Annotated in this window: 18 protein-coding genes and 1 tRNA gene; 8 read left to right on the top strand and 11 right to left on the bottom strand. The window is 68.7% G+C overall.

Translation table 11 applies throughout. The annotated features are described in order from the left end of the window. Nucleotides 1-27 precede the first annotated feature (27 nt). Entirely contained in the window at nt 28-417 is a 390-nt protein-coding gene (locus BSZ36_RS02355) for a DUF302 domain-containing protein (RefSeq protein ID WP_094545622.1), read from the top strand. A 143-nt stretch (nt 418-560) separates the two neighbouring features. Beyond that, entirely contained in the window at nt 561-956 is a 396-nt protein-coding gene (locus tag BSZ36_RS02350; protein ID WP_094545619.1) for an endonuclease domain-containing protein, read from the top strand. Between the two features lie 64 nt (nt 957-1020). On the opposite strand, the gene BSZ36_RS02345 is transcribed toward BSZ36_RS02350, so the two are convergent. The 3 genes from BSZ36_RS02345 to BSZ36_RS02340 are packed head-to-tail and all read right to left on the bottom strand — an operon-like array spanning nt 1021 to nt 3654. Then, on the bottom strand, nt 1021-2157 hold the full coding sequence (locus BSZ36_RS02345; RefSeq protein WP_094545616.1) for an NAD(P)-dependent alcohol dehydrogenase: 1137 nt from the start codon (nt 2155-2157) through the stop codon (nt 1021-1023). Then, nucleotides 2154-2306, bottom strand: coding sequence for a hypothetical protein (locus BSZ36_RS19645; RefSeq protein ID WP_218827526.1), 153 nt, complete (start codon nt 2304-2306; stop codon nt 2154-2156). Before BSZ36_RS19645 ends, BSZ36_RS02345 begins: the two co-directional genes overlap by 4 nt. A 22-nt stretch (nt 2307-2328) precedes the next feature. Next, on the bottom strand, nt 2329-3654 hold the full coding sequence (locus tag BSZ36_RS02340; RefSeq protein WP_179270976.1) for a choice-of-anchor B family protein: 1326 nt from the start codon (nt 3652-3654) through the stop codon (nt 2329-2331). A gap of 180 nt (nt 3655-3834) precedes the next feature. On the opposite strand from BSZ36_RS02340, the gene BSZ36_RS02335 reads away from it, so the two are divergent. Next, complete coding sequence (locus tag BSZ36_RS02335; protein WP_094545611.1) at nt 3835-4593, top strand: polysaccharide deacetylase family protein; 759 nt, start codon at nt 3835-3837, stop codon at nt 4591-4593. On the opposite strand, the gene coaE is transcribed toward BSZ36_RS02335, so the two are convergent. Then, on the bottom strand, nt 4491-5168 hold the full coding sequence (gene coaE / locus BSZ36_RS02330) for a dephospho-CoA kinase (protein ID WP_094545608.1): 678 nt from the start codon (nt 5166-5168) through the stop codon (nt 4491-4493). The two genes, BSZ36_RS02335 and coaE, sit on opposite strands and share 103 nt — an antisense overlap. Before the next feature lie 265 nt (nt 5169-5433). Between coaE and ccsA the strand changes: the two genes are divergently transcribed. The 5 genes from ccsA to BSZ36_RS02305 all read left to right on the top strand — a co-directional run bounded on the left by ccsA (nt 5434) and on the right by BSZ36_RS02305 (nt 7475). Then, entirely contained in the window at nt 5434-6159 is a 726-nt protein-coding gene (gene ccsA / locus BSZ36_RS02325; RefSeq protein ID WP_094545605.1) for a cytochrome c biogenesis protein CcsA, read from the top strand. Beyond that, nucleotides 6159-6374, top strand: coding sequence for a CcmD family protein (locus tag BSZ36_RS02320; RefSeq protein ID WP_094545602.1), 216 nt, complete (start codon nt 6159-6161; stop codon nt 6372-6374). Before ccsA ends, BSZ36_RS02320 begins: the two co-directional genes overlap by 1 nt. Before the next feature lie 52 nt (nt 6375-6426). Then, a complete protein-coding gene (locus tag BSZ36_RS02315; protein WP_094545599.1) occupies nt 6427-6846 on the top strand; it encodes a cytochrome c maturation protein CcmE domain-containing protein in 420 nt (139 codons plus the stop codon). Next, on the top strand, nt 6843-7292 hold the full coding sequence (locus BSZ36_RS02310) for a DUF1499 domain-containing protein (protein ID WP_094545596.1): 450 nt from the start codon (nt 6843-6845) through the stop codon (nt 7290-7292). The genes BSZ36_RS02315 and BSZ36_RS02310 overlap by 4 nt, the downstream gene beginning before the upstream one ends. Nucleotides 7293-7401: 109 nt before the next feature. After that, nucleotides 7402-7475: transfer RNA gene (locus BSZ36_RS02305), tRNA-Arg, on the top strand. Nucleotides 7476-7594: 119 nt separating this feature from the next. On the opposite strand, the gene BSZ36_RS02300 is transcribed toward BSZ36_RS02305, so the two are convergent. From BSZ36_RS02300 to porU, 7 genes are all read right to left on the bottom strand, one after another. Beyond that, nucleotides 7595-8956, bottom strand: coding sequence for a T9SS type A sorting domain-containing protein (locus BSZ36_RS02300; RefSeq protein WP_094545593.1), 1362 nt, complete (start codon nt 8954-8956; stop codon nt 7595-7597). 53 nt (nt 8957-9009) lie between these two features. Beyond that, complete coding sequence (locus tag BSZ36_RS02295; RefSeq protein ID WP_094545590.1) at nt 9010-10611, bottom strand: tetratricopeptide repeat protein; 1602 nt, start codon at nt 10609-10611, stop codon at nt 9010-9012. After that, nucleotides 10611-12017, bottom strand: coding sequence for a dicarboxylate/amino acid:cation symporter (locus tag BSZ36_RS02290; protein WP_094545588.1), 1407 nt, complete (start codon nt 12015-12017; stop codon nt 10611-10613). The genes BSZ36_RS02295 and BSZ36_RS02290 overlap by 1 nt, the downstream gene beginning before the upstream one ends. 124 nt (nt 12018-12141) lie before the next feature. After that, nucleotides 12142-13671, bottom strand: coding sequence for a DUF92 domain-containing protein (locus BSZ36_RS02285; RefSeq protein ID WP_094545585.1), 1530 nt, complete (start codon nt 13669-13671; stop codon nt 12142-12144). A gap of 50 nt (nt 13672-13721) precedes the next feature. Continuing rightward, entirely contained in the window at nt 13722-13967 is a 246-nt protein-coding gene (locus BSZ36_RS02280) for a hypothetical protein (protein WP_179270975.1), read from the bottom strand. A gap of 68 nt (nt 13968-14035) precedes the next feature. After that, nucleotides 14036-15205 carry a type IX secretion system outer membrane channel protein PorV gene (gene porV, locus BSZ36_RS02275; protein WP_179270974.1) on the bottom strand — a complete coding sequence of 390 codons (1170 nt, stop codon included), beginning with the start codon at nt 15203-15205 and terminating at the stop codon, nt 14036-14038. A 76-nt stretch (nt 15206-15281) separates the two neighbouring features. Then, complete coding sequence (gene porU / locus BSZ36_RS02270; protein ID WP_094545576.1) at nt 15282-19325, bottom strand: type IX secretion system sortase PorU; 4044 nt, start codon at nt 19323-19325, stop codon at nt 15282-15284. Nucleotides 19326-19567: the final 242 nt, after the last annotated feature.

Here is a 19567-nt window from a genome sequence, read left to right as displayed (position 1 = left end):
GGCCGTTCCTCTTTCCACATCGCCCTCATGTCTGACTACACCTTCTCCCGCACCCTCGACGCCGACTTCGCCACCGCCGATGCCCGCACCCGCGAGGCGCTCGCCGACGCCGGCTTCGGCGTCCTCACCGAGATCGACATGGCGGCCACGTTCAAAAAGAAGCTGGACGTGGACATCCCCGCCTACCGCATCCTCGGCGCGTGCAACCCGCCTCTGGCGCACAAAGCCGTCCAGGCCGAGCCGCGCATCGGCGCGATGCTGCCGTGCAACGTCATCCTCCGCGATGTGGGCGAGGGCAAGACGGAGGTCTCGGCGGTAGACCCGGTCGCGAGCATGGCCGCCATCGAGAACGACGCGCTCGGCGCCGTCGCGCAGGAGGTCCGCCAGAGGCTTCAGGACGTGATCGTCGCGCTGTAGCCTCTGGCGGAGCGTCGCCATTGCGCCAAAGCCGGCAGAGCGCATTGCAGCCGCTGGCGCCAGAGGATATCCAGCCCTCACCTACGACGTCCCCTCTCCCCCTGGGAGAGGGACAGGGTGAGGGCCATCCCGAGAGCCAACCCATGGGCCGACTCGATCCCCTTCACTTCCGGAGAGAGCTACGAAAGCAGCAAACCAAGGCCGAACGCAAGCTCTGGACGATCCTGCGAGACCGCCGCCTCGCCTCGCTCAAATTCCGCCGGCAGCACCCGCTGCAGGGGTACATCGTCGATTTCTACTGCCACCGCGCTCGCCTCGCCCTAGAACTGGACGGCTCTGTTCATGACGACCCGGCCCGCGCCAGCTACGACGCAGAACGCCAGAGGCGCATCGAAGCCTCTGGCGTGACGGTCCTCCGGTTCGCGAACGCCGATGCGTTCGAGCAGCCTGAAGCCACCGTTGCGGCGATCCTCGGTGCGGCGGCTTCGCATGCGCTCCCTCACCCTGTCCCTCTCCCGGAGGGAGAGGGGACGTCGTAGGTCAGAATGGGAACGGGCCAAGCCTCTGGCGCCAGAAGAGAGCCCCGGCGCCAGAGGCTGTGGCCTAGCTCTTCGCGGCCTCTGGCGCGTTGCCGCCGTCCTCGGGAAGGCCGCGGACGGGCGCATCCAGCTTCGTCGCGCCAGAGGGCTCAGCCTTGCGGAGCGTGTCCATGTCGATCACGTGGCGAAAGCGAATGTCCTCGTCGATCACGCGGCGGAACGCCTCGTTGATCTCGTCCATTGCGATGGTCTTGATCTCCGGGCGGATGCCGTGCTCGGCGCAGAAATCCAGGACCTCTTGCGTCTGCTCCACGCCGCCGATAAGTGAGCCGGTCATGGTCCGCCGCTGGAACAGCATGGGCATGAACGCGACCGTCGTGGGGATGAAGTTGCCCACGAAGTGCAGCACGCCGTCGTGCGCGACGAGGTTGAGGTACGCCTCCACGTCGTGCGCGTAGGGGATCGTGGAGAGGATGAGCTCGAACGACGCCTGCGCCTTGCCGAGCGCCGGGATGTCTGACATCACGATCACCTCGTCGGCGCCGAGCGCCTTGATGTCGTCGGTTTTGCCGGGGCTCGTGGTGAGCGCGGTGACGTGGGCGCCCATCGCCTTCGCGATCTGGATCGCCATGTGGCCCAGCCCGCCGACGCCCGCGACGGCCATCCGGGTGTCCTTGCCCACCTTGTGCTGCCGGAGCGGCGCGTACGTCGTGACGCCCGCACACAGGATCGGCGCGGCCTCGGCCGGGTCGATGGCGTCGGGGATGCGGAGGACGAACTCCTCGCGGCAGACGATGTCGGTGGAGTAGCCGCCGTAGGTGTTCGTGCCGTCGGGCTTGGTCGGGCCGTTGTAGGTCAGCGTCGCGCCGCGGGGGCCCGTGCAGTACTGCTCCTCGCCGGCTTTGCAGGGCTCGCAGGTCTGGCACGAGTTGACCATGCAGCCCACGCCCACGATGTCGCCCTCGGCGAACGCCGTCACGCCATCGCCGACCGACGTGACGCGCCCGACGACCTCGTGGCCCGGGACGCACGGCCAGACCGTGTTGCCCCAGTCGTCGTGGCACTGGTGAACGTCGGAGTGGCACACGCCGCAATGCGTGACCTCGATTGCGACCTCGCCTGCGCGGACGTCCGGGCGCTCGAACTGGACGGGGGCGAGAGGGGTTTGGGGGTCGGCGGTGCCGTATCCGGTGACCGTCATGGGGAGAGGGGAAGTGAGAGAGGACGCTTCCTACCCGCCTCTGGCGCGAGCGGTTCGCCAGAGGCCACCCCAAACGCGCCTCCCCCTACGCAAAACGCCTCTGGCGGGACGGACCCGCCAGAGGCGTTGAGACCTGACGCGACGGGCACGGAGGCCCGCCGCCAGAGGTGCTTAGAGGCTCGGCCCGTCGAGGTTGGGCTTGAGCACGAACAGGCCGTTCTGGCTGTCGTTCGCGATCACGAGGCCGCTGTCGAAGTACGGGAAGTTGCTCCACTGCCCGCCGAACTGGACGTCCTGGCCCTGCGGGAACGTGTCGAAGAACGCCGCCTCCGTCAGCGTGCCCTCAGCAACCTTGGAGACGTCGATGATGCGGAGACCCGCCTTGTAGTTGCTCTGGTACGAGAAGTCGCCCAGGATGTAGTTGTTGTGGTCGATCACCGTGAGGCCGGAGTCCCACTCGTACGCGAACGAGGGGTTGTCGAGGTCCTCGAAGTCGAACACGAGCGTGCGCTGCGTGGGCGAGTTGCCGCTGATCTCATCCAGCTCGTCGTTGAGCAGGAAATAGCGCTGGTCCTCGGTCAGCCATCCCTGGTGGGAGTAGGCGTGACGCGGGTAGTTCGCCATCGAGATGATGGTCACGTTGCTCTTGTCCGAGACATCGAAGATGGTCACGACGTCCTCGTTGGCGGCGAAGCAGAGCTGCTTGCCGGTGTAGTCCGCGTCGGGGCCGTCGTACACGAGGCACTGCGCGTCGTGCGTGTAGCCGGGGCCGGAGCGGGGCGCGACATCGCGCTCAGCGTCCGAGAAGCACGTCGAGAACTTCGGGTTCTGCGGGTCGCGCACGTCCACGGCGTGGAAGCCCTTGGGGCCGCAAGAGGCCGGGAGCGTCGTGCCGACGCCGTTGGAGACCGCGCCGACGCCGTAGACGAAGCCGCTCTCCTCATCCATCACGATGTTGTGGGAGCTGCCGAAGCCTTCGTAGAGCGCGTCGGGCTCGAACGTCCGCGCGGGGTCTGCGGAGAGGCCGCGGAGGCGCGTGAGGTCGAAGATCTGCATCCCGTGGCCGGGCGCCTCGCTGCCGACGAAGACGTGGTCCGCGTAGGTCTTGAGGTCGCGCCACACGGAAGCCTCCGTCGTGGTCGGCATCTTGCCGAGGTTGAGGGGCGATGCGGGGTTCTCCAGGCTAACGAAGACCGTCCCGTCGTCCATGCCGACGAGGGCGTACTCGATGCCGGTCTCGCTGTCGGTCCAGCCCCAGATGTCGTTGCCGCGGCCAGATCCCATCTCCTCAACGGAGATGTGGGAGACGAGGTCGACGGAGCCGCAGTCGTACTCCCCGGCTTTACCGTTGTCGCACTCCGCCATGGGCTCGTAGGAAGCCTGGGTTGGTGCGGTCGGCGCCGGTGGCGGCGGAGGTGTCATGTCCCCCATATCGCGGGTGCCGCTGCAGCCGAACAGGCCGACGGTGAGGAGGGACGAGAGTAGAATCTTGCGCATGTAGGAGGGTAGTCTGGGGGTCGACATGGAAACTAGGCGCCGCCTCTGGCGCCGGCTCGGTTCCCAACGCCGTACGGCCGAAAAGGGTTGCAGTCCGGCCTTTAGGGCATCGGGAAAGGGGGAACGCACACGTGCCGCACATCCGTACCCTCCACTTCTCAGCCGCCACGCGCCGTTCTCATGCCCCTCCGCCAGAGGCTCCTCCTTCTCCTCTTGCTGGCAGTCGCTGGCTGCATCCCATCGCGAGGCGTCGTGGAGTCCGTCGCCCGCCGGAGCCCGAGCGCGGTGTTCTCGGTCCCGGCCTCTGGCGACTCGCTGATCGCGATCACGTTCGACGATGGACCGGAGCCCGGCCACACCGACGCGGTCCTGGATCTCCTGGCCGAGCACGGCGCCAGAGGCACGTTTTTCCTCATGGGCGAGCGCGTAAAGGCCAACCCCACGCTCACGCGCCGGATCGCGGACGAGGGGCACGAGGTGGCGAACCACGGATGGGGACCGATGGCGGGCATCCTGCTCTCCGAGTCCCAACTGCGCCGCAGCATCGCCCGGACCGACCGCCTCTTGCGGGCCTTTGGCGAGCCGCGGTGGTACCGGCCCTCGACGGGGTTCTACGATGGGCGTGCGCTCAGAGCCGCCGAGGCGGAGGGCTACCGGATCGCGCTGGGCTCCATCTATTCCAACGACCCGCAACTCACGTTTGTCGGCGTGCAGGCACGGCACATCCTGCGCGAGGTGCGCTCGGGTGACGTGATCGTGCTGCACGACGGCATCGGCGACCGGACAAAGGCGCCGGAAATCCTGCGTCGCGTGCTCCCGGAGCTCGCGCGCCGCGGCTACCGCATCGTGCCGCTCTCGGAACTGGTGGACGCCTCTGGCGCGGAGGGCGGCTCGCCAGAGGCACCGGGCGAAGCCTCTGGCGACAGGAGCCGTTCGTAGAGCGCATCTACCTGTGCGTGCAGTTCGGCCACAGGCCCGCCGTTTTCGAGAACGGAATTAGCGCGGCGTCGCATCTCGGCCGGGTCCATCTGTCGGGCCATGCGGGTGCGGACGGCCTCCGGCGTGGCGCCGTCGCGGGCCGTCGCCCGTTGGATGCGGACCGCCTCTGGCGCGTCGACAACGGCCACGTGGTCGAGGATCTGGTCGGCGCCGGTCTCGAAGATGAGCGCGGCTTCGTAGACGAGCAGGCGGACGCCAGAGGCCCGGGCGCTTTCGATGGCGGCGAGCATCGCGCGGCGTACGGCGGGGTGCACGATGGCGTTGAGCGCCGCGAGTTCAACCTCGTCGCCGAACACACGAGAGGCGAGGTGGGCGCGGTCCAGCGTGCCGTCCTCGCGGTAGGCTTCGGCGCCGAACCGCTGGCGCACGGCGTCGCGCACGGCGGGGTCCTCCACCATGAGCCGCTTTGCCACGTCGTCTGCAAAGACGATGCGGACGCCGGGCTTTTCCGCGAGCCGTGCGGCCGCCGCTGTTTTGCCGGATCCGATGCCGCCGGTGAGGCCGAGAGTGGTCATGGGAACGAGGGAGGAGGAGTGGGAAGATCGCGGTTGGGTGGGCCTCTTGCGCCTGGATGATGCGTACGGCGTGATGCGGAAGGGGAGCCCGGTGGCCCTTGGAAGGTCGGCTCCTCGTTGGGGTGTGTTGCCTCGCCTCTGGCGGAACCCAAATCTCGGCGTCCCCCCTCTCACCCTCCGTTCTCCCGTCCGATTCACGGTCTTTCAGCGCGTCCCGTAGCACATTTCGCCAGAGGCCGCGTTGGACAGCTTCTCCCCCCTGCTCATGGACTCGACTTCGCTCCGGCTCCGCACGCCCGGCCCTCTGTACCGCGTTTTCGGCGTGGTGGTATCCGTTTGGATCACCGTCGTTCTCGTACTGGGCATCACGGGAGATGTCTCGAACCTCCCCATTCTGGAGCACACGGCGCGGAACCTGTATTTCCACGTCCCGATGTGGTTCGTGCTCTACCTCGCGAGCCTTGTCGGCGCGTGGCACTCGTGGCGCTACCTCCGGACGCGCGAGCGGCTGCACGACGTCCGCGCCGAGCAGGCGTGGATCGTGGCGACCGGCTTCGGCGTCGTCGCGCTGGTCACCGGCGTGGTATGGGCTCGGTTCACGTGGTACCAGGGCACGGGGCTGTGGTGGAGCCCGGAGCCGCGGCAGAACCTCGTGGCGGTGCAGCTTCTCATTACAGGCGCCTACTTCGTGCTACGCGGTTCGGTGGACGAGCCGCGCATGAGAGGCCGCCTCTCGGCGGTCTACGCCCTTTTCGCGACCGCTCTCCTGCCTTACCTCACGTACGTCCTTCCCCGCCAGATGCAGAGCCTGCATCCCGGCGCCGAAGGCAACCCGGCCTTTAGCGAGATGGACATCGCGCCGCAGATGCGCTGGGTGTTCTACGCCAGCAGCATCGGGTTCCTGCTCCTCGCGTGGTGGATCTACACCATCCGCGTACGCGCTGCTGCGGCCGACCTCCGCCTTCAGGCTTCCCAGGCCGCCTCCGACTGATGCAAGCCGACACCACCATCGCCGTTCTCGACACCGCCGCGGTGCAGGCCGTTCAGGCGGTCCAGCCTATCGAGCGGGTCATGCTCGCGGAGAACAAGCTCCCCGTCGTGCTCGCCGTCGTGCTCGTCGTGTGGGTCGGTATCCTGTTGCTCCTCTGGCGGACCGAACGCCGCCTCGCGCGCGTTGAAGCTGAACTGGACCGCCGCGACGCCTGACCCCTTTGGCCTCTGGCGCCAGAGGCCCCTCTTCCCCACGCCCCCGCGTGCTATGAAGCCCAAGACCATCATCCTCCTCGCGCTGATCGGCGTGTTCGGGTTCTTCGTCGTGAAGAGCTTTGGCGACACGTTGCAAGGCTACGAGACGTTTACCGAGGCCTCCACCAGCGGCCGCGACGCCCACGTGGCGGGCACCTGGCTGCCGACGCAGCCCGTCGCGTACGACCCGGGCGCCAACACTTTCACGTTCACGATGGCGGACGAGGACGGCACCACGCGCCGCGTGATCTACGCGAACCCCAAGCCGGCTAACTTCGAGGACGCCGAAAAGGTGGTCGTGGAGGGCCGCATGGAAGGCGAGGTGTTCATGGCCGACAACATCCTCGTGAAGTGCCCCTCGAAGTACAACGAGGGCAACGAGTTCGAACAGGCGGAGCCCGGCGAGGCCCCGACCACCACCGCATCCCTGTGAAGCGCTTCTTCTTGGCCGTAACGGCGCTCGCGGGCGTCGGCATGATCCTCTCGCGCCAGACCGGCTCCCGCCCCGAGGTGGATGCCGCCGACTCGCCCCTGGCGCCGTGCGGCCCCTACGCCAACTGCGCGCGGCTCAGCCGCTCCATTCCCGCCGACGCCTCTACGGTCCGCCGCGTGGCCGAAGCCGCCGTCCGCACCGACCGGAGCCTTCTCTCCGGCCGCGCCGATGAGATCTCGCTCACCGCCGGCGGTCTGCGCGCGACGTACCGCACGGGCCCGTTCGTGGACGACCTCGCGCTCGAAGTCACGCCGGGCGCCTCTGGCGAGGCGTCCATCCTCCACCTCCGCAGCGCGAGCCGTGTGGGACGTAGCGACCTCGGCACGAACCAGCGGCGCCTGGACCGGCTTGTAGCGGACGTTCTGGCCCGCGTCGGCGCGAGTTAGCTCAGCGGACGCCTCTGGCGCCAGAGGCGCTCGGTAGAGAGCGGTTCACAGACATTCCGCCGCCAGAGGCTGAGCGCGGCCTGTGTCTCGCCCTATCTTGGGGCACGCTGCGCCCGTAGCTCAGTTGGATAGAGCGTTGGTTTCCGGTACCAAAGGTCAGAGGTTCGAATCCTCTCGGGCGTACGAGTAAAGCCCCTCCGCCGATCTGGTGGAGGGGCTTTTTTTGTGGCCCGACCGGCGCGTAAGCAGGCGGACCTTGCAGCCCAAACGGGCCTCTGGCGCCAGAGGCCCACTCGTGTCGTCTAACGGACGCGCACCAGGCGCTCCGTCACCGTCTCTGTCTCGGACTGCACCCGGACGACGTAGATGCCCGGCGCGAGGTCGCCGCCAACTCGCAGCGTGACGTCGCCAGAGGCCGGGCCGTCGTAGAGCACGCCGGCCTCGCGGCCGAGAGCGTCGTACAGCGTGGCGCGGATGGTCTCCGGCGCATCCACCCGGACGCGGAGGGCCGTCGCGTCCCGGAAGGGGTTGGGCCCGGCGAACTCGATGCCGAGGCCAGACGCCAGAGGCCCGCTCTCATTCGGCGTGTCGACAAGGGTTGCGCACGCGGGCGCGAGGCTCCAGCCGATGTCCTGCATGAGCGCGCACGTGAGAGGGCCGGGGTCCTGGAACGCCTCGCCCTGCGCGATCTGCGGCGTCATCAGCGCGTTGATGTCACCCTGGCGGATGACCACCTCGTCCCAGTGTGAATACGATGAGCCCAGGTCGAACGTGGCGGGAGCCCAGATGGGCGGGCGCTGGTTGCCGTAGATCGCGAACGTGGTGGGCGAGTCGTAGAAGAGGTTCCGAGGATCGTTCGGGCTCTGACTCCCGCTCTGGAAAAGGACGCCGAGCGCGAGGGAGGGGTTGGCGTACGTCTCCCGATCAAGAATGGAATTGCCCTCACCGTCTTCCATAAAGCGGTCGAAGACGATGGGGAAGCGGGCCGCCCCGAGGCCGTAGCACCCGAAGCCGTCAGTGCCGTTGCACTCTGCCGTTCCCTCCCCGTCATCGACCGTGCCGCTCCCCGCGAAGCCGAGACCGTGACCGATCTCGTGCATCACGACCGACACGAAGTCGATCTGCTGGCGCGGTGGGTTGCCATCCGTTCCGAAATACCAGTCGCTGCGGCTGCTCGAAAACCGGGCAACGATGTCATCCGGCCCGCACGGGCCGCCGGGGCTGTACTGATCCACGCCCGTGAGCGCGTCCGCGAGAGCTGCAGGGTACCACGTGTTCGGGACGGGCAGCGCCCCCCCTGCGTGGATGCAGCCCGCGCCTGCAGAGCCCAGAACGCGGGCCGGCAACGTCTCAAAGCTCGCCGCGATCTTGATCGGGACCGGGCTGGTGATGTGCGCTGCCCAGATGTCGACGGCGAACTGGAATGCGGCCTGCGCCTGCGGAGTGAACCCCGTGTAGTCCACCTCGAACGTGGCCCCTCCCCCGTTCTTCAGCGGCGCCGTCTCACGCAGGCGGTTGACGCCCTCGTAGATGTCGTCGGGCTCCGGCGCCGGCAGTTCGCAGAACGTCGAGGACGGGACGGCGGAGATCAGGGGTGCGTCCTGGCCTCTGGCGGGCGCGGCGGCAACGAGCACAGCAACGGAGAAGAAAAGCAGAGCTCGCATGGCAGCAAACGTGTGTGATGCGGGATGAACACGCCAGAGGCGCGAGGGTGCCCCTACTCGGCGCGGTCCAGACGACCGAGAGCGGCTTTGGCCCGCTGTTCCAGGGACTTGTGGTAATCGAATTCCTCCTCGTTCTCCAACGCGCGCTCGTACGCCTCTCGCGCGGCGTCTATGTCGCCAGCGGCCTCGTGGACCTCGCCCGCGTGGTAGACGGCCCACGGGCCCCACTTCGCCAGAGGATCGCCAGGGCGGGCGATGGCGAAGCCGTAGTGGCGGAGCGCCTCGCGGTCGTTGCCGAGGGCCTGGTAGGCGCGGCCGGTGCGGTACGCAGCCTCGGCACGAAGCGTCTCATCCGCGTCGGAATCGCCGAAGACGGGTTGTAGCACCTCGATCGCGTCCTCGTTGCGCCCGCCATCATAGGCCGTGGCGCCGAGAATCACGGCGCGCTCGGAGGCGGTGAACGGGTGAGCCAGGCGACGCTCAGCCTCGCGCTCGGCCTGCTGGTCGCTGTCGTTGTCGCGCGTAGCACGGACACGACGGTAGTGCTTCTCAGCTGTCCGGCGGTCGCCTGTGAGTTCGTATGCCAGACCGGCGTGCAGCGTCGCCTGGGCGACGAGCGCGCGGCCGGGAGCGGCCCGCAGGTAGCTCTCGAACAGCTCGGCGGCTTCCTCGAAGCGATCCTGGCGGTACAGCGTCAGTCCGAGGTGGTAGTCGACGTACGGGAGCGGGCTGGCCTCTGGCGTCGCCATCAGGGCTGCGGCGCGGCGCAACTCGCGCTCGGCGCCAGGGGCGTCGCGGGTTTCGAGGAGCATCGTGCCGTAGAGGTACGCCAAGAGCACGCTCTGGGGGTTGGCCGCTGCGACGGCTCCCAACGCTTCCGTGCCGCCCGCGCCGCGCTCGTTGAGCGCCGCGTCCACAAGCGCGAGGAGGATGACGGCCTCTGGCGTCGCGATCTCTGCCTCGTCGATCGCCGCCTGGATGGCGTCGATGCCGTCGGGGACGGTGCCCTTAAAGCCAAGCAGCGCGGCCACCCACTTGTACTCGCTCGGAACCGAGCCGGCCGCCACCAAGCACGCACCGCGACCGAGGTAGGACTCGGCAAAGGGCTCGGCGGCGTCGCGGGTGTTCTCCTTGAACCGGCCACAGGCGCCGTGGAACGCGCGGCCGGTCCGTGCAAAGGACTCCTGCCGCAGGTACATCAGCGCGCGTTGCAACTCGCGCTCCCCTTCCAGGTGCGTTCGCCAGAGGCCGCGCGGCATGTCGATCAACACACCTTCCAGCGAGTCGTTCAGCGCGAAGAACCGCTGTGGGAACGGGGGACGCTCCATCACGAGCGCCTCCCACAGCGCCGTTTTAGCGAGGCCGTACGCGCCCGCCGGCGAACCGGGCTCCATCTCGCCCAACCGCGCAAAGCCGCGCTTGGCCTCCTCGAGCCTCCAGTCCACCAGCGCTTGGTGCGACTCGGCGAAAAGGCGCGCGCCTTCCTCCGTTCGCACCAGCCGGTCCCCGTCGGCCTCTGGCGTGGCTTGCGCGCGTGCGCCAGAGGCGAGGAGGGCAGCAATGGCTAGCGCAAGGGCCGCCTGAGAAAAGAAGCCTCTGGCGCGAGCCGAGGCGCGCCAGAGGCTAGAGAGACGGTTCGGCGGGTGTGGGGGCACTAGATCATGCCCGCCTCGCGGCGGGTGGGGACAAGGTCTGCGGTTTCGCCAACGCTGCGGAGGCGGTCGCCCTTCCCGCTCTGGTCGGGCGGAAACAGCTGCCCTTCGCTCGCGGCGACAACGCTGGCAACGGTTGCGTCGCCGGTCACGTTGGTTACTGTGCGACACATGTCTAGAATACGATCCACACCCAGGATTAGTGCGATGCCCGCGGCGGGAACGCCGACGGCTTCGAGGATGATGACGAGCATGATGATGCCCGCTCCCGGTACGGCGGCCGTCCCGATGCTCGCGAGGACGGCCGTGAGCACGATGGTCACTTGCGCGGCGAAGCCCAGTTCGAGCGCGAATGCCTGCGCGATAAACAGCGTCGCAACGGCCTGATAGAGCGCCGTGCCGTCCATGTTGATCGTCGCCCCGAGGGGTAGCACGAAGCTGGAGATCTCCTCACTCACGCCCAGTTCCTCCTCGCATCGTTCCATGGTCACGGGCAGCGTGGCGCCAGAGGACGAGGTGGAAAACGCGACGAGCTGTGCAGGCGCGATGCCCGCGAGGAAGGTCTTGAGCCCAAGCGGCGTGAACAGCTTGAGCAGTGTCGGGTAGACCACGAACGTGTGGATCCCCAGCCCCAGCAGCACCACGGCCATGTACTTCCCGAGCCCGCCCAGCAGTTCGAGGATGACCGAGGGGTCGTCTCCCGCGGTGCTCACGATCGTGTCTGCCAAGAGCGCGAACACGCCGATCGGCGCAAGCAGCATCACGATGTCGACGAGCTTGATCACGACGTCGTTCAGCCCTTCGAAAAAGGCCAGGACGGGCGCGGCGCGCTCCCGCGGGATCTGCACCAGCCCGATGCCGAAGAGGATCGCGATGACGACGACCTGAAGCATGCTCCCGTTGTTGGAGAACGACGCGAAGGCGTTGTCCGAAACAGCGTCCACCAGGAACTGGAGCGGTCCGCGGTCGCGGATCCCTGCCTCGTCGATGCTCGCCACGCGGCTTTCGGCGTCGCCTCCAAAGGCGCTCACGAGGTCCTCGCGCAGCTCGGGCGAGAACGCGTTACCGGGCTGGACCACGTCCGCCAAGAGCACGCCGATGGTGACCGCGATGGCGGTCGTCAGCAGGTAGATCCCGATCGTCTTGCCACCAATGCGCGAGAGCTTCCGCAGGTCGCTCAGCGAGGCCACGCCCGTGATCAGGCTCGCGAGAACGAGCGGGACCGCGATCAGCTTCAGCGCCGTGATAAAGATGGTCCCGAACGGCTTGATCCAGTTCGTGGTAAAGCTGCCCCACCCGTTTTGCGCGGCGAGGACGCCGTAGAGCAGGCCGAGCAGCAGACCCAGGATGATCTGCCAGTGGAGCTTGCGGTACCAGGGGGTGGCGGCGGCCACGGTCGGGGTTTCCATAAGGGGGTGTGTGGGAGGGGGACACGAAGGTAACGGAGGCGCGGTGCGATTCGGGCCTCTGGCGTGCGCCTCGGTTCTGGGAATCAAGTCCGTCCCCACCTCTGACGCCAGAGGCCCGCACGTCTCAGCCCCAGGACAGCAGCGCCGCTAGAGGCAGCGCCCCGCCAACGAGCGTGCAGGCGAGGTTCACGCGGTCGTTCGTCATCCACCGCCAGCCTCTGGCGAGCGGAAGCGCGGCGCCGCCGCGCGTGGGAGCCTCGGTGAGCGAGCCGTCGGGCAGGCGGAAGCGGGCCTGGACCGTCGCCCCCAGCGCGCTGTCCACCCACGCCGCGAGCACGCCGCCGCCGAGCGCGAGAGCCGCGCCGGAGGGCACGACGCCAGAGGCCGCTCCAAACGAGGCCTCTAGCGCGAACGCCCATGCCGAGGCCACGACGAGCGTGGCGCCCGCGATGCCGCCGAGCGTGCCGCCGAACGACACGCCGCCGGATTCGCCCGCGTCTACGCGCCGCCAGCGGAGCACCTCGCGTGTGGGCCCGCCGATCCACGTGCCGATCTCCGTGCCCCACGTGTCCGCCGCCGCTGCGGCAAACGCCCCCACAAAGCTCCAGTAGAGTGCTGCACTCCAGGCCTCTGGCGCGAACAGCGTAGCCGCTAGGAGCAACCCTGCTACGCCCCCGTTGGCAACGACCTGCGCGGCATCGCGCTGGCTCCCTTTCGCGGCCTTCGCCTCCGCCGCGTGCTTCCTCTGGCGCCCGAGGCGGGAGAGAACACTGGAGGCGAAGAAAAACGTGAAGCCGGGCACCGCCCATGCCACGCCGCCCAGCGCCACCACCGCCCACGCCAAGAGCCCCGCCGCGAGCGCTCCCGAGAGGTCCAGAAACCGTGCTCGCACCGAGAGCAACCCGAACGCCACCGCAATGCTCAACGCCGCCAGCGCGACGCCGGAAGCCTCTGGCGCCTCGTGCATCGCCGTCAGCCCGACGATCACGGCGAGCACGATCCACAGGTTGTCCCAGCCGCGCACGCCCAACGCCTCGGCAGCGCCCGCGAGCGACGCCGCGACGAGCGCGCCCGCACCGATCCAGCGCCAGTCCGCTCCGCCGGAGGCCTGGAGCTTCAGAGCCTCTGGCGCCCAAAACGCTAGAGACAGTGCCAGCAGGGCCACCGCGCTCACCACGAACGCGACCGAGCCCGCAATGGTCTTGGTCTGCCCGTTCACGCGGTAGCGACCGCCAGAGGCCCGCCCGCCGACCCACGCTGCCAGAGGGTCCGAGATCGCGAGGACGAGAAACGCCGCGCGGAGGATGTAGACGCGCTCCGGGTCCAGCGTCCAGCACAGATACAGCGCCACGATCAGCGCCAGAGGAAACGCGACCGTCCCCCACGTCTCTCTCGCGATCCCGTGCATGCCCAGGAACAGCCGTCGCCGAACCGCTACGAGGTTGACGCCCACAAACACGACCGCCAGCACGTAAATCCCCGCCGGCCCGGAGAAGAACGGCGGACACAGCGCCACCGCGATCCCCGTCGCCGCGTGCACGAATCGCCGCGAAGCCTCTGGCGCCCAGCCCGCCCACGCGCGCAGCGCCTCCCCTGCCCCGACGACCGTCAGCAGCGTCAGGAAAAAGAGCGCGGTTGCGAGGAGGTCGGGCACGGACTGCGAGGAAGCCGCCCGAAGCTACCCGCGCCTCTGGCGCCAGAGGCTCAGTCGCCGCTCTCCCTCTGCCGTCGCTCGCGCGAACGGCGCACCTGCGGCGGCTCGCCGAGCATCGGGGCCATCTGAAACGCGGGCGGCTCCGGCCCGCGGAGGTCCAACACGATGGGCCTCAGCAGGACACGCCGCGTCGGCTCACGCATCGGCATCGCGTGCACGCCAGAGGCCATCACCGCTAGCCACGAGGCCTCTGGCGCTACGTCCGCTTCTGGCGCAGGACTGGCCGCCGGGGCCAAAACCTGCGCGGCGCTGGCCCCCGAAAGAGCCAGCGCCGCGCAGAGCAAAAAGCCGAAGCGGCTCACGATCAGCGGGGAACGTTGAGCAGCAGCGAGAAGCGCAGCTGGTCCGCCAGAGGTGAGTCGTCCGCGAGCGCGTAGATGTACGAGAGGTCGAAGCCGACCACGTTGTAGCGGATGCCCGCGCCGAAGGTCAGGAACTCGCGGTTGCCGTTGGCCGGGTCCTCGTAGAAGTAGCCCGTCCGCAGCGCGAGGAGGTCGTTGTACCAGTACTCCAGGCCGGCGCCGAGCGTGAGCTGCTGGAAGCCGCTGATGAGCTCGCAGTCGTTGGTCGCGTTGTCGTCCGCCGCGCGGGAGTCGCACGAGCCCTGCGTACCGCCAGAGGTGTCCACGATCCGCTCGCCCCACGAGGACGTGAGTGCCTCGAAGAACGAGTCGTACTCGCCCGTCTCCGGGTCGCGCGAGACGATCAGCTTGTTGAGGTCCGCCGCGACCGTCACGCGGTTGAACTCGTCCAGGTCGATGTCGATGCCCGTGCCGAAGCGGAGGTTCGTCGGGATCGCGTTCGGGATGCCGTTCTCCAGGTACTTGATGGACGGCCCCATGTTGGCCAGGTTCACGCCCAGCTTCGGCGTCACACCCACACCGCCCGCGTCGATCTCCGGCAGCTTATAGATCGCTCCGAGGTCGAGCCCGAAGGACAGGCCCGCCTGCGTCTCCACATCGTCCACCTCCTGGCCGCCCGTGAGGTTGGAGTAGATCACGCGCCCGCCCGCGCCGAGCGAGAGGCCTTTCCCCACCTCCACGCCGTAGCTCGCGCCAGCGGCCAGCTCGAAGCTTTTGAAGTCGCCCAGCGAGTTGCCGATCTCGTCCGTCCACTGCTGCTCACCCAGGTTGAAGTAGGTGAAGTGGCCCCCGAGCGTGCCGGCCTTGCCCATCGAGTGCTTGCCGGAAACGTAGTTGAACGAGAGGTCCGCGCCGAGGGCGGGAAGCCACGGGGCGTAGGTAAAGGAGACCTCGGTGCCCTCCTGCCCGGCCAGGCCGGCGGGGTTCCAGAACGGAGCGTAGGCGTTGTCCGCGATCGCGACGCCGGTCATGCCCATGCCCGCAGCCCGGCTGTCGGGCTCGATCTGCAGGAAGGGGACGGCCGTCGTGATCACGACGTTGTCCTGGGCGGCGGCGCCAGAGGCCCCGGCGGCGAGCGCGAGGAGGAGCGCAGAGGAGAAAAAGCGGTTCATCAGCATGCCCACAGGGCGGATATGTCAGATCGGTATACCAGAGGGAGAGGGCGGCCTCTGGCGCAAAAAAGGTGGGTCAGCGGATCACGGCGAGCCGGTCACGGCGCTCGGCTACGCGCTGCGTGCCGTCGGCGGCGTCGACCTCCACGCGGAGGCGGTAGAGGTAGATGCCGCTGGCGAGCGGGTCGAAGTCGTCGTCCAGCCCGTCCCAGTCCATCCGGACCATCCCGCCGTTCAACGGCTCATCGCGCTCCAACGTACGTACGGGCCGGCCCGCCAGGGAATAGATCCGGAGTTGGATGCGCGCCGGCGTGCCCGGCGGCTGGTTGTGCTCGAAAAAGAACGTGCTCCGCCCCGAGGTCGGGTTGGGGTACGGGTACGCGTTCTCCACGACGAGGTCCGAGCCCTCGGCGACGACAAAGGAGATCTCCTCGGTGGTCGCGTTGTTGGCGCCGTCCCAGGCCGTGAGCGAGAGCGTGTGCCGCCCGGGCTCCAGCTCGCTCAGCGGGAAGCGGATCGTGCCGGAGCGGAAGGTATCGAGGTCGCCCTCGTAGTAGCGGCCCACGTCCACGGCTTTCGTCGGATCGCCGTCGATGGTAAGGAGCAGCTCATGCCCCACGCCCGCGCCGACGGTGTTGATGCCGTTGGCGTCGCGCAGCCGCGCGATCAGGACCGGGTCCGGGCGCGAGATGCCACCGGAGACGAACGTGGTGTCGTCGAGGAACAGGCGGACTTCAGGCCCGACGCCGTCGTCGGGCCGTTCCGCGGCGTCCTGCGCAATCAGGGCTTCTTGCGTCTGGCCGAGCCCGTCCATGAGGTCCGCGCCCGTCCCCCCGCCGAGCACGTAGGCCGCGATGCGGCCGGGGCGGCCGGAGTACGAGACATCCTGCGGGACGAGGAACTGCGCGTCGAAGCGTCCAGCCTGGACTGAGGCGCGGCCGGCGTAGATCGGGTCGTTCTGGACCACGTAGTAGCCCGGCGTGTTGACGCGGACCGGGAGTTGGATCTGGCGCTCCACGTCCTGAACCGTGAGCGAGACCGTGCCCTCGAACGATGCGTCCGGCTGGCCGCCGAAGGTCAGCACCTCGCCCTGGATCCGCGCCGTCTCAAAGGCGCGCAGTTGGGGCGCTGTCCCGGCGGGCAGCGGCACGCCGTTGACGTGTGTGATCCGCACGGGCCGCTCTGGCAGGCCGATCCGCATCGCGGGATCGCCGAGGAGGTTGAACTTCCGGTTGTTGCGCTGCGCGCCCACGTCCGTGTTCTTCGCCTCCGCGAGGATGTCGCCCAGGCGCCTCGGGCGCCCATTCGCGTCGCGCTCCAGCATGGCACGGGTCAGCGCGATGTTGAGGCCGAGGTTGAGCGAGGTTGTGGAGATAAACGTGTAGACCACGCGGACGGTCGTAAACATGGCGACGGAGCCACCGCCGTCGCGAAGGAGCGTTTCCTCGGCCAGGCTCTGCCCGTCTACGATGTCGTACTTGCCGAACGAGCACGTCGCCGTGACGAAGATGGGGAGCCGGTCCGGGTTGTCCATCGCGCGGACCTCGCTGGCCGTGAACAGCTGCTCATCGGCGAGGCCTTCGGGACCGCCGTGGCCCATATAGTTCCACACCAGCGTGCCCTCGTTGAGCGCGCGCAGCGAGGCCTCGGTCGCGCCCGGGCGGCGACGGCGGCCGGACTCGCCGCCCACCTCGGGGTAGGACGGCATGTAGATCTTCTGGACCGTGATCTCCGGGCTCTCGCTCCGCACCCGCTCCGCAACGGCGTCGGCGTTCTGGATGTGGAGGTCGGTGTCGGTGTTGTTGGGGTACTGGTCGTCGCCCAGGAACGTCATGCGCGTGCGCCACTCGCCCAGCGCCTCTGGCGACTCGTAGGCGATCATCTTGTCCACGAGGATGTTCGCGTCCTCGCGCGTCTGCACGGGGAAGCGCCCGATGCCGAGGTCCACGCGCTCAAAGCTGGTGGAGGACGCGCCCTGCGAAGCCGTCCATTCCCAGACGCCCTCGTCGTCACCGAGGAGGCCGAAGTAGTCGTCCGAGGTGTAGCTCCGGTCACGGACCAGCATCTCCTCCGTCTGGTACGTCGGCACGTAGATGGGCGGGCCGTTTTTGATGCCTCGGAAGTCGTAGTGGCCGTCGCCGAAGAGGAGCAGGTGCTGCGGCAGGCTGGCCTCGTCCGGCGCGCGGTCGTAGAGGAACTTCATGTAGTCCCGGATGGCGCGCATGTCCAGCACGCCGTTTCCGAACTCGTTCTGGATCTGCCCGACCGGCACGACGAGCGTCTCAAGCCCGTCCGCCTGCCGGTAGGCCGCCAGACGTTCGGCGGGCTCACGCAAGCTCTCATGGACCACGATCACGTAGTCCGGGTAGCTCCCGATCCCGTGCAGGTTCTGGTTCGCGACGGCCTCGCCGCCCGTGAACGTCCGGAGCGGCGCGCCGGGATCGAACGCGACGATCTCGCGCTCCCCACCCGCGGCTTCCACCTGCACGCGGTAGTTCCCGCCAGAGGCCTGGACTCCCAGGCGGCGGACCGCACCCGGCTCGGTTACGTCCCACGCCTCTGGCGCGGCGGCGAAGCCCTCCAGAGCCACTTCGAAGCGTCCGGTCTGTCCGCCGGGCGTGGGAAACTGCACGACGCCGCCAGAGGCCCGCGCGCGGCGCTGGAACGTGGCCTCGATCCAGTCGATCCAGGCCGTCGCGCCGAGGCCGGCGGTGGGGGCGCGCGCCGTGATGGCAAGAGTGGATGCGGGCGACGTGCTCACCTCGGCGACCTGCATCGTCGCAAGCGCGCCGACGGGCGTGGAGAAGTCGACCTGTGGGGGGCGCACCTGCGCGATGGTCTGCCCATTCTGGACAAGCGTGACCGGAATGGAAGGAGCCGCCCGGGCGGCGAGCTGCGCGCGGTACAGCACGGCGCCGACGCGGTCGGGCGGGATCGTGTCCAACACCGTTACGCCGGTGCTGGTGCGCGTGATCTCCTCACCCAGCCAGTGGAGACCGGAGCCGCTCTGCTCGCGCTCCAGGTTTTCCAGGTCCCTCTCGTGCAGGAGGCGGCCGGTCACGGTCGCCAGAGGCTGCGCGTCGCTCCAGCCAGGGAACGTGGCCGCGCCCACGCGGCGGGCCTCTGGCGCGTCGACGCGGATAAACACGGCGGACGTGGTCGTGAACGGGTTGAGGGTGTGGTCCCAGCCGTCGTCATCGGGCGAGGCCGTGCCGCGGTCGCTCCACTGCCACGTGCGCGGACCCTGGGCGTAGAGGATCACGGCGTCGCCCTCGCCAAAGCTGCCGTCCCCCCCGCCGATCACGAGCGAGGGCGTTTCCACGAGATCCACGGGCCGGTCTGCGCCCGCCAGTTCGGGCAGCGGCTCGCCGCCGTTGTGGTACGTCGCGATGCGGTTGGGGTCGGTCGTGGCCGGGTCCACGCCGAGATCGGTGAGCAACGTGCGCGTGATGCGGTACACGCCGCTTTCGGGGACCGGGAGCTTGAACCAGCGCCCTTCGGCGAGGGCGCTCCGCGTCACGGCGAGGTGCGCGCTGCCACCGCCGGCCTTGAGCGCGAGCGAGCCAGCCCCTGGCGCCGTGCGCCGGACGCGGACGAGCACGCGCGTGTACCGCGTGACACGGTCGCCGTCTACCTGTAGAAGGCGGATCCGGAGGCTGCCCACCGTTTTGCGCCGCCGCTCCCCCACGCCGACGACCTCCGCCAGAGGCCCAGCAAACGCTTCGGTCAGGCGCGAGGCGCCCGCCATCTGCACGTCTTCGCCGTCGGCCTCCAAGACCTCCACTTGCGGGGGAACGCGGGAGCCGAGTTCGATCAGGGCCGTCGCGGTGGCCTCACTGCCGACCAAGCGCGCGGCGAGCGCGTCGGCGCTTTCTGGCGCCGAGCCGTCCTTCATCCGCTCCGGCCAGTACGCGGTGACCTCCAACGTGACCGCTCCCGGGGTTTCCTCCACGATGCGGACCGTTGCCCCCTGTTTCGGCGCGAGATCACCGGCCGCGGCGGAGCGCGCAACACCGGCCTCTGGCGCGAGGAGCTGAGCGGCATCGGCGCGCTGCTGGGCAGCGGCGGGGAGCGCGATCAGGGCCGTAAAAACGGCAGCGAGACGCAGGACATGCGTCATAGGTCTGTGCAGGCTAGAACCGAGGAGCGGGCCAAGAATGACTCGCGGGGGTAGCACAGATGCCGATACGCTGGAGGTCTAACGGGTGGGGACCCACTAAGATAGGGTGTGCCCCGTTTGGAGGAAGGGCGCTCTGCAGGGCCCCTGCCGGTTTCACACAACACCTCCACATGCACGCCAGAGGCGCTTTGTGTGGCTCGGGCCTCTGGCGCCCCACCGTTTCGTGGAAGCGGCTCCCCACT

It is taken from the genome of Rubricoccus marinus, from assembly GCF_002257665.1.
Taxonomy (GTDB): domain Bacteria; phylum Bacteroidota; class Rhodothermia; order Rhodothermales; family Rubricoccaceae; genus Rubricoccus; species Rubricoccus marinus.
Note: the sequence above shows the minus strand (reverse complement) of the source record. Positions and strands in the feature narration are given on the sequence as shown.